General features: G+C 70.6%; 9 protein-coding genes. 5 read left to right on the top strand and 4 right to left on the bottom strand.

All coding sequences use genetic code 11. The features are described 5' to 3' along the window. Nucleotides 1-442 precede the first annotated feature (442 nt). Nucleotides 443-1,027, top strand: a complete 585-nt coding sequence (locus ABTZ94_RS33450; RefSeq protein ID WP_351206545.1) for a TMEM165/GDT1 family protein — start codon at nt 443-445, stop codon at nt 1,025-1,027. Between the two features lie 103 nt (nt 1,028-1,130). Here the strand turns inward: ABTZ94_RS33450 and ABTZ94_RS33455 are convergent, their stop codons facing one another. The 3 genes from ABTZ94_RS33455 to ABTZ94_RS33465 all read right to left on the bottom strand — a co-directional run bounded on the left by ABTZ94_RS33455 (nt 1,131) and on the right by ABTZ94_RS33465 (nt 4,852). Next, nucleotides 1,131-1,655 carry a methylated-DNA--[protein]-cysteine S-methyltransferase gene (locus ABTZ94_RS33455; protein ID WP_351206547.1) on the bottom strand — a complete coding sequence of 175 codons (525 nt, stop codon included), beginning with the start codon at nt 1,653-1,655 and terminating at the stop codon, nt 1,131-1,133. Between the two features lie 20 nt (nt 1,656-1,675). Next, nucleotides 1,676-3,148: an AlkA N-terminal domain-containing protein gene (locus ABTZ94_RS33460; protein ID WP_351206549.1), complete on the bottom strand. Its 1,473-nt coding sequence runs from the start codon at nt 3,146-3,148 to the stop codon at nt 1,676-1,678. 285 nt (nt 3,149-3,433) lie between these two features. Then, on the bottom strand, nt 3,434-4,852 hold the full coding sequence (locus tag ABTZ94_RS33465; protein ID WP_351206551.1) for a phytoene desaturase family protein: 1,419 nt from the start codon (nt 4,850-4,852) through the stop codon (nt 3,434-3,436). A gap of 138 nt (nt 4,853-4,990) precedes the next feature. Here ABTZ94_RS33465 and ABTZ94_RS33470 point away from each other — a divergent pair, with 138 nt between their 5' ends. Beyond that, nucleotides 4,991-5,815 (top strand): nucleotidyltransferase domain-containing protein, encoded by an 825-nt coding sequence (locus ABTZ94_RS33470; RefSeq protein WP_351206561.1) that lies wholly within the window; start codon nt 4,991-4,993, stop codon nt 5,813-5,815. After that, nucleotides 5,812-6,207, top strand: coding sequence for a VOC family protein (locus tag ABTZ94_RS33475; protein ID WP_351206553.1), 396 nt, complete (start codon nt 5,812-5,814; stop codon nt 6,205-6,207). The genes ABTZ94_RS33470 and ABTZ94_RS33475 overlap by 4 nt, the downstream gene beginning before the upstream one ends. Nucleotides 6,208-6,316: 109 nt before the next feature. On the opposite strand, the gene ABTZ94_RS33480 is transcribed toward ABTZ94_RS33475, so the two are convergent. Then, nucleotides 6,317-7,144, bottom strand: coding sequence for an inositol monophosphatase family protein (locus ABTZ94_RS33480; RefSeq protein ID WP_351206555.1), 828 nt, complete (start codon nt 7,142-7,144; stop codon nt 6,317-6,319). A 344-nt stretch (nt 7,145-7,488) separates the two neighbouring features. Here ABTZ94_RS33480 and ABTZ94_RS33485 point away from each other — a divergent pair, with 344 nt between their 5' ends. Both ABTZ94_RS33485 and ABTZ94_RS33490 read left to right on the top strand, forming a co-directional pair. Then, a complete protein-coding gene (locus tag ABTZ94_RS33485) occupies nt 7,489-8,247 on the top strand; it encodes a thioesterase II family protein (RefSeq protein ID WP_351206557.1) in 759 nt (252 codons plus the stop codon). Nucleotides 8,248-8,450: 203 nt separating this feature from the next. Further along, complete coding sequence (locus ABTZ94_RS33490) at nt 8,451-9,470, top strand: 3-dehydroquinate synthase family protein (RefSeq protein WP_351206559.1); 1,020 nt, start codon at nt 8,451-8,453, stop codon at nt 9,468-9,470. Nucleotides 9,471-9,746: the final 276 nt, after the last annotated feature.

Genomic DNA, 9,746 nt, shown 5'->3' on the forward strand with positions numbered 1-9,746 from the left:
ATCTGCCGATGGCCTTCCCGGGGCCGGCGACGGGTGCGTGCGCCTGGAGCAGGCGTACGGTCACACGGTGGCGCTCGACGTCCACCGGTTCGCGCCCGACGATGTGCCAGGACGGCTCCGGTGCCGGCTCGGATGATCACCGCGCGACTCCACCGATCCCCGCCTCCCCATCGAACATCTGAACTCCCCCGCCGGCCGGTGGGGTACAGTTGATCGCTGCGAAGGGGAGTAGCCCCGCAAACCGGTCGTCGACACACTGGAGCCCTCGGGTTCCCGGTGGCCGGGCCCGTAGATCCTTGCGGGCGGGCGAGACCTTCGGTCAGGTATGACACGCCCGCGCCCCGTGGGCGCTGACGTCATGCCGGGCCGAGTGGTCCTCCGAAAAGCCCGAGTGGCGCTTCGCGAAGGCCCGGGGCCCGGCTCTCACAGAAAGCCACCCCGAATGCACTTCGACCCCCTGGCGATTCTCACCGCCTTCGGGCTGATCTTCCTCGCGGAACTCCCCGACAAGACCATGTTCGCGTCGCTTGCCATGGGCACCCGTATGCGACCGCTGTATGTCTGGTTCGGTACGTCGTCCGCGTTCATCGTGCACGTCGCCATCGCCGTAGGGGCGGGCAGCCTGATCGGGCTGCTGCCCGACTGGATCGTCAAGCTCGTCTCTGCGTCCCTCTTCGCGTTCGGGGCGTTCATGCTGCTGCGCAACGGCGGCGGCGATGGCGAGGAGGAGGGCGAAACCAAGACGGTGACCGGCTTCTGGCCGGTCTACTCGACCGCGTTCATGGCGGTCTTCATCAGCGAGTGGGGCGACCTCACTCAGATCACCACGGCCAATCTGGCCGCGAGCAACGGCACCTGGTCCACGGCGATCGGGTCCGCGGCCGCCCTGATGTCCGTCTCGGCGCTGGCGCTGCTCGCGGGGCGGTTCATCGCGAAGCGGGTGCCCCTCAAGACGGTTCAGCGGATCGGCGGGTTCTGCATGCTGGGTCTGGCGATCTGGACCCTCGTGGAGATCTTCACCGGCTGACGCCGCCGCCGTAACGGCGTTGCTTCGGCTTTTCGTGCGTGGATTCCGGACGGGCTTGGACCAGGTCTTCCAAGCCCGTCCGCGCGTTCTTCGCACGGCGGCGTCAGAAGAGTGCCGGGGTGTTGTCCTGCGTACCGTTCTCGAAGGCCAGCAGCCGCTGCTTGCGGTCGAGCCCGCCGCCGTAGCCGGTGAGGCTGCCGGAGGCGCCGATGACACGGTGGCAGGGGACGATGATGCCCACCGGATTCTTGCCGTTGGCGAGGCCCACCGCGCGTGAGGCGCCCGGCTTGCCGAGGAGCTCGGCCAGTTCGCCGTACGAGCGGGTCTCGCCGTACGGAATCAGCTGGAGCTGCGCCCAGACGCTGCGCTGGAACGGGGTGCCTTCCAGATGCAGCGGCAGGTCGAACTCACGCCGTTCACCGGCGAAGTAGGCGTCGAGCTGGCGGATCGTCTCCGTGAAGGGGCGTGGGTCGGGGTCGCCGAAGGTCTCCTCGGGCGGGCGGTGCCGCTGGTCCCTCATATAGAGGCCTGCGAGTACACCGTCGGTGGCGACGAGAGTGAGCGGACCGTACGGGCTGTCGACGACCGTGTGTTGCCGGGTCACGTCACGCGTGTGCGTCGCGGTCATGGGTGAACTTCCCAACTTGCTCATGCGGGCAGGTGGTTGATGGGGTGATCATCCACGGTCCAAAGATACTGGACCGCGTACGCCCGCCAGGGCTGCCAGACCACCGCACGGGCGGTGAGTGCTGCGGGTGTCGACGGGAGGCCGAGTTGTTCGGCCGCGCGCCGGATGCCGAGGTCGGTGGGGAGGAAGGCGTCCGGGTCGCCGAGCGCCCGCATCGCGATCACCTCGACGGTCCAGGGGCCGAAGCCGGGAAGGGCGGTCAGTTCGGCCCGCGCCTTCTCCCAGTCGGTGTCGGTGCCCAGCCGCAGTGTGCCGTCGGCGAGTGCGCCGACGAGTGTGGTGAGGGTGGTGCGGCGGCTGCGCGGCAGGGCGAGCTGTTCGGGGTCGAGCGCGGCGAGGGCCGCGGGGGTCGGGAAGAGATGGGTGAGGCCGCCCTCCGGGTCATCGACGGGGAGGCCGTGGGCGGTGACCAGACGGGCCGCGTGGGTGCGGGCGGCCGCGGTCGAGACCTGCTGGCCGAGCACCGCCCGTACGGCGAATTCCGCACCGTCGACGGTACGCGGTACACGTCGGCCCTGCGCCTTGTCGACCAGGGGCGCGAGGAGCGGATCGGCGCGCAGTTGGTCGTCGATGGCCACGGGGTCGGCGTCCAGGTCGAGCAGCCAGCGGCAGCGGCTGATCGCGAGGGTGAGATCGCGCGGATCGGTGAGGGACAGCCGGCAGGCGATGTGGTCGGGGTGCGGGGTGAGGGCGGCGATGCCGTGTCCGTACCGGAGGGTGAGCGTGCGGCGGTAGGCGCCGTCGCGCCACTCCTCGACGCCGGGGACCGCGGTCGCGGCGAGGTGACCGAAGAGGTTGGTGGGGTTGAGCGGGGCCCGGTACGGCAGCCGCAGCGCTATCACGCCCGGAGTGGGCGACGGTGTCGCGGACCGGGCGGCGCGGGTGCGCAGCTCGCCAGGGGCGAGTGCGAAGACCTCGCGGACGGTGTCGTTGAAGGTACGGATCGAGGAGAACCCGGCGGCGAACGCGACCTCGGCCATGGGGAGTCCGGTCGTCTCGATGAGCAGCCGCGCGGTCTGGGCGCGCTGCGCACGGGCCAGGGCGAGTGGGCCGGCGCCCAGCTCGGCGAGCAGCTGGCGCTCGATCTGCCGGGCGGAGTAGCCCAGCCGGGCCGCAAGACCGGGGACGCCTTCGCGGTCGACGACACCGTCCCGGATGAGTCGCATCGCACGGGCGACGGAGTCGGCACGGGCGTTCCACTCCGGGGAGCCGGGGCTGGTGTCGGGCCGGCACCGCTTGCAGGCCCGGAATCCGGCCTGCTGGCAGGCGGCGGCGCTGGGGTAGAAGGTCATGTTCTCGACCTTGGGCGGCACGACGGGGCAGCTGGGACGGCAGTAGATCCGGGTGGTCAGGACCGCCGTGAAGAACCAGCCGTCGAAGCGGGCGTCCTTGGACTGGACGGCTCGCACGCAGCGCTCGGTGTCGGTGTGCATGACTCAAGCATCGGTCACGGGGCACCTGGGGGCTGGCGAAAATCCGACATCAACCTCGCACTGCCAGGACCTCAGTCATGGGCCGCAACCAACGGTCCGGCCGACGTGAGCGTGTACGACGCCAACCGGGGCACCCCCACCAAGCAGTTCGACAGCGGTTACGGACTGCACGACTCCGCAGGGCTGGTCCCCTGGCGCGCTTCCCCACGTTTGATAATGGGTCCTGCCGTAGCGCCCGTACCGGCTCCGCCCCGTACCCCCGCGCTCCGGACGGCCTCGAGGTGCTCAGGCCGCCGCCCGCAGCCGCCGCCAGACGGCCTTCGCCGCGTGGTGACCGGACATGCCGTGCACGCCCGGGCCGGGCGGAGTGGCCGAGGAGCACAAGAACACCGCCGGATGCGCCGTCGCATACGGAACCCGTGCGAGCTTGGGCCGTATCACCGTCTGGAGGCCGGAGTACGCGCCGCACGCGATGTCGCCGCCGACGTAATTGGCATTGCGCGCCGCGAGTTGGGGCGGCCCCGCGACCGCTCGGGCGAGCACCAGGTCACGGAAGCCGGGGGCGAAGCGCTCCAGCTGCCGCTCGATGACATCGGTGGCGTCACCCTCCCAGCCCGCCGGGACATGTCCGTACGCCCAGAAGACATGCCGGCCCTCGGGCGCGCGGGACGGATCGACCAGGGTGGGCTGCGCGGTGATCAGGAACGGCACGCTCGGGTCGCGGCCCGCCACCGCGGCGCTCAGCGCGGAGTCGATCTCGCCGGCCGTGGGACCGATGTGGACCGTCCCGGCGCGGCGGGCCTCCTTCGCGGTCCAGGGGACGGGGCCCGACAGCGCGTAATCGATCTTGAAGCAGGACGCTCCGTACCGATAGCCGCTGTAGGCGTGGCCCAGCCCCGCGATACGGGCGAGGGCGGTGGGCGAGGTGTCGAAGATGTAGGCGCGGGCGGGCGGGAGCTCGTCCAGGCGCTTGACCTCCGTGCCGGTACGGATCGTGCCGCCGTGTTCGCGCAAGTACGAGGCAAGGGCGTCGGAGATGGCCTGCGATCCGCCGCGCGGCACCGGCCAGCCATTCTCGTGCGCGGCGAGGGCGAAGAGCAGGGCGATCCCGCCAGTGGCCAGGCCACTGACGGGGGCTATGGCGTGGGCGGCGAGCCCGGCGAACAGGCCGCGCGCCTTTTCACCGCGGAAGCGGCGGGAGAGCAGCGTCGCGGGCTGGAGCGCGTCGAGACCGAATCGCACCCAGCGGTACGGGTCACGGGGCAGCCCGTCCCACGGGGTGCGCAGCATGTCCTCGGCAAGGGTGTCCCAGTGGCCGAGATACGGGGCGACGAGCCTGCGGTACGCCCCCGCGTCCTGGGCGCCGAGCGACATGGCGCTCTCCCCCACCGACCCGGTGAGCACGGCGGCGGACCCGTCCGGGAACGGGTGGGCGAGTGCCAGCTCGGGCTGGAGCCACTCCAGGCCGTGCCGGGCCAGCGGCATCGCGTTGAACGCGGGCGAGCCGATGCCCAGCGGGTGGACGGCGGAACAGGGGTCGTGGCGGAAGCCGGGGAGGGTGAGCTCTTCGGTACGGGCACCGCCTCCGACGGTCTCGGCCGCCTCGAAGACCTCCACGGCGAAGCCACGGCGGGCCAGTTCGACCGCAGCGGTCAGTCCGTTGGGCCCCGCCCCCACGACGACAGCATCAAGCATCGACGGCACCTTCGGACTCCTTCGTCAGCCGACGGCCAGGACACCCAGGATATTCCGAGGTGCCGACAGCGCGATGGCGGGTAGGGTCGCCGCTCTATGGACACACCGAACTCTCACGCCGCGCCCGTGGCGCATCCCGGCTCGGTCATGCCCGCCCATATCGCCGACATGGCCTTCCGGCTCACTGCGCTTCGCGGCATCCAGGCCGTAGCCCTGGGCGGCAGCCGGGCCCGCGGCAAGCATCGCCCGGACTCCGACTGGGATCTGGGCGTGTACTACCGCGGCACTCCTGACCTGGCCGCACTGACGGCGTTGGCGTCCGAGGTACAGGGCTCCCCGGCGCAGGTCGCGGGTCCCGGCGGCTGGGGGCCCTGGGTCGACGGCGGGGCCTGGCTGCGGGTGGACGGCAGCCCGGTGGACTGGATCCTGCGCGATCTGGACCGGGTGGAGGCGGTCTGGTCCGACTGCCGCCAGGGCCGCTTCGAAGTGGGCGTGCAGCCGGGCCATCCGCTCGGTTTCTGGTCCCCCGCCTATCCCGGTGAGGTCGCGCTCGGGCACGTACTCGCCGACCCACAGGGTGAATTGACGGCGCTTCAGCAGGAGACCCGGATCTATCCGGAGCCGCTGCGCACCGCGCTCGTCGAAGCTGCGTGGGAGGCGGAATTCTCGGTGGATGCCGCCCGTAAGTCGGCCCCTGCCGGGGACCCGCTCCATGTCGCCCTGTGCCTGTCGCGGGCGTTCGGCATCCTCACCCAGTCGCTCCACGCCCACCACCGCACCTGGTGTCTGAACGAGAAGGGTGCGCTGGCCGCGGCGGCCGCCCTGCCGGACACCCCCGCGGATTTCGCCGAACGGGTCGGCGAGGCGCTGCGGGGACTGGACGCGGCGGCGGTGAAGAGGGCCGCGGAGTTGGTGCAGGACGTCCGATCGGTGCTTGCGACGGGCACTGGAGAAACCGGGAGCTTCTCGTGATCGCCGAACTGCAGTGCGTGGTGCTCGACTGTGCCGATCCCGCACGCCTCGCCGGGTTCTACCACTGCCTGCTCGGCGGGGAGATCGACCGGCCGGACCGTCGATGGGCGCTCGGCGACGGCTGGGCGACGCTCCATACGGAAGCCGGGCTGGTCCTCGCCTTCCAGCGGGTGGCGGACCACCGGCCTGCGCGGTGGGGGGACCCGGCGCACCCGCAGCAGTTCCATCTGGACTTCGGCGTCCCGGATCCGGACGCGGCGCAGACACAGGCAGTGGCGGCCGGTGCGGTGGTCCTCGATGACGGAGCCGGGACGGGGCGCCCGTGGCGGATCTACGCGGACCCGGCCGGGCATCCGTTCTGCCTGGTCCAGCACGGCGACGACGCAAAGTGACCACGCCCGGCCTCTCAGTCCCGCTGAACAGCCGTGACGCGGAGCGCGAGCAGGTCCGGCAGGGCGTGCCGTTCCTGCTGGGTGAACTCGTGGGCGAGGCAGCGGCCGATCAGGCTTCGCCGCGGAGCGCCGCAAGGATGCGCTCGACGGTCGCCTCGTCACGGGCCGCCGTGAACGGCAGGGTGTTGCCGCCGGTGATGCGGAACGGGGCGCCGGAGAGCGTGGCCTGGGCGCCGCCCGCCTCGGTGACCAGGAGCAGACCTGCCGCGTGGTCCCAGGCGTACTCCCAGTTGAAGGCGACCGCGTCCTGGTCGCCACGGGCGACAGCGAGGTATTCGAGGCCCGCGGAACCGCAGGGACGGGCATCGATGCCCTCGGTACGCAGGCCGAGGAGGGCGCGCTTCTGCGCCTCGGTGGTGTAGTCGGGGTGCGACATCGCCACCCGCAGAACGGCGCCGGGCGCGGGCGCGCCGACGTGTATCGGCTTGCCGTTGAGCGTGGCACCGCGGCCGCGGACGGCGATCGCCGTCTCGTCCAGGGCCGCGGCATACGTCCAGGAGGCGAGGAGTTCGCCGCGGTGCGCGAGGGCGACCAGGGTGCAGAAGCCCGGTTCGCCACGGACGAACTGGCGGGTGCCGTCGACCGGGTCGACGACCCACACCGGTGCGTCGCCGCCCAGGGCGTCGTACACCTTCGGATCGGCGTGGACCGCCTCCTCGCCGACAACGACCGAGCCCGGCAGAAGTTTGGTCAGGGATGCGGTGAGATGTTCCTCGGCAAGGCGGTCGGCGGTGGTGACGAGGTCGTGCGGGCCGCTCTTCTCGACGATCTCGTGCGCGGCGAGCTGCCGGTAGCGCGGCATGATCTCGGCGGCGGCCGCTGCGCGGACCGCCGCCTCGACCTCGGTCAGGTCCCCGGCAAGGAATTCATCGATCATGCCCTCCAGCTAAGCACGGTCCACCTGGGAGCCGGCGACCTGGTCATGACGGGCAGGTGGCCGGTCAGCGTCCGACGGCGTACCGTTCCTGACCAGTGTGCATGAGTTCGATCGTCGACATCGAGAAGATCGACGGCGCGTCCTGAAGTCCCGGACGGAAGACCTCGCGTTCACGGGCGCGGAACCGGAGGCGGGCGGCCGGGGGCAAGGAACAGGCCCCTACCCGGTTGCCCCGGCCGGCCCCAAAGGTTAGGGGTTGTGCCCGGTCACCGGTGCCCGGCAGGGTGATGCGCGTATCGCCCGGGCGCGAATTCGCTCCGACCGGCAGCACGAAAGGACGTCAGGTGACCGCGAACCCCACCGACACCGGCCTGTGGATCCGCCGGTTCCACCCCTCCGACGGCGCGAAGGCCAGGCTTCTGTGCTTGCCTCATGCCGGGGGCTCCGCGCCGTTCTACTTCCCCGTCTCCAGAGCGCTCTCCCCCGCTGTAGACGTGCTCTCCGTCCAGTACCCGGGGCGCCAGGACCGCCGCACGGAACCGTGCATCGAGGCGCTCCCCGACCTGGCCGACGCACTGGTCGATCAGGTACTGCCGTGGACCGACAGGCCGCTGGCACTGTTCGGGCACAGCATGGGTGCCACGCTCGGCTTCGAACTCGCGCTGCGGCTGGAGCAGAAGGGTGTGATGCCACTCGTCCTGTTCGCGTCCGGCCGACGCGCGCCCTGCCGGCACCGCGACGAGTCCGTCCACCTTCGCGACGACGACGGCCTGATCGCAGAACTGAAGTCGCTCAACGGCACCGGGGCGCAGGTGTTCGGCGACGAGGAGCTGATGCGCATGGTGCTGCCCGCCATTCGCAGCGACTACAAGGCGGCCGAGACGTACCGCTACACCGACGGACCGCGTCTCGCCGCACCGATTCACGCGCACACCGGAACGGACGACCCCAAGGCGACCGTCGACGAAGTTCGTTCGTGGTCCGAGCACACGGACGGTGCCTTCGATCTGCACACCTACCCGGGCGGTCACTTCTATCTCAACGACCACGCGCCGCGGGTCATCGCGTCGGTCTCCCAGGTGATCTCGTCGCTCCAGCCCTGACCGCCGATTCCCCCGCGGACAGGACTCGACCGGGAGCCGGTCGATGGCGAACCCCAGCCGTGCGAGTGCGTGCCGGGCACCATAACGCCCTGTTATGGATTCACAACGTCGTGACACTCATGCCGACGGGGGCCGCGTTACGGGCTCGTGGTTCATGCTGCGGCGGTGGTGACTCATGTGGACGGACGACGAGGAGCGAGCAAGTGGCCAAGGCACACAGGCGGATCGAGGTACCGCTCGGCGAGCGGACGTACTCCGTGCGCATCGGCCCCGGAGTGCGTCACACCCTGCCGGAGGTGGTGGCCGAAGTCGGCGCCGCCCGGGTCGTCGTGGTGTCCGCACGGCCCGGCCACTGGGTCCCGGATCCGGGTGTGCCCGCGCTGACGCTGTCCGCGAAGGACGGCGAGGACGACAAGACGCTGGCGACGGTGGAGGAACTGTGCCGCCGGTTCGCCGAGTTCGGACTGAACCGGACGGACGCCGTCATCTCGTGCGGGGGCGGTACGACCACCGACTCGGTGGGTCTGGCGGCAGCGCTCTACCACCGCGGTGTGCCGGTGATTCATCTGCCGACTTCGCTCCTGGCGCAGGTGGACGCAAGCGTCGGTGGAAAGACCGCGGTGAATCTGCCGCACGGGAAGAACCTGGTCGGCGCGTACTGGCAGCCGAAGGCCGTCCTGTGCGACACCGACTATCTGGACACCCTGCCGTCGCGTGAATGGCTGAACGGTTACGGCGAGATCGCCCGCTGCCACTTCATCGGAGCGGGTGACCTGCGCGGCCTGGCGTTGCAGGAGCAGATCGCCGCGAGTGTGCAACTGAAGGCGTCCATCGTCTCCGCCGACGAGCGGGACTCGGGCCTTCGGCACATCCTCAACTACGGTCACACTCTGGGTCATGCGCTGGAGCGGGCAACGGACTACGCCGTCCGGCACGGAGAGGCAGTCGCCATCGGCACCGTGTTCGCAGGCAGGCTGGCCGGAGCGCTGGGCCGCATCGACGAGGCGCGGGCGGCCGAACACCTGGATGTCGTGCGGAGTTACTCGCTGCCCACGACACTGCCTCCCGGGCAGGACCCGGAGCGGCTGATCGCACTGATGAGGCTGGACAAGAAGGCCACCGCCGGTCTCTCATTCGTCCTCGACGGCCCGCGCGGACCGGAGTTGACGCACAACATCTCCGAGGACGTGGTCGCCAGGACACTCGTCACGATGACCCCCTAACTTGATCTCTAACCTGTGCGGCGGGGACGTGGTGTCGTTGTCTTCTTCGTGCGTGGCTTTGTGAGGTCGGGTTTGCGGACGATGTGCACGTCATAGCGTGCAGTGGGCTGGTTGTTCCTGCGGCCGGGTGGCCTTCCAAGGCCGGGTGTTGAGGGTTTCGGCGCACGGGCCGGACAGTGCAGAGGCTGTCGCACGACTCCTGCCCGGTGAAGGTCAAGAGCGATTCGTTGTTCGGTTCCGAGGATCAGGGAGGCGTCGGATTCTTGGCCGGTGGAG

Source organism: Streptomyces sp. NPDC002785, assembly GCF_040295565.1.
Classification (GTDB): domain Bacteria; phylum Actinomycetota; class Actinomycetes; order Streptomycetales; family Streptomycetaceae; genus Streptomyces.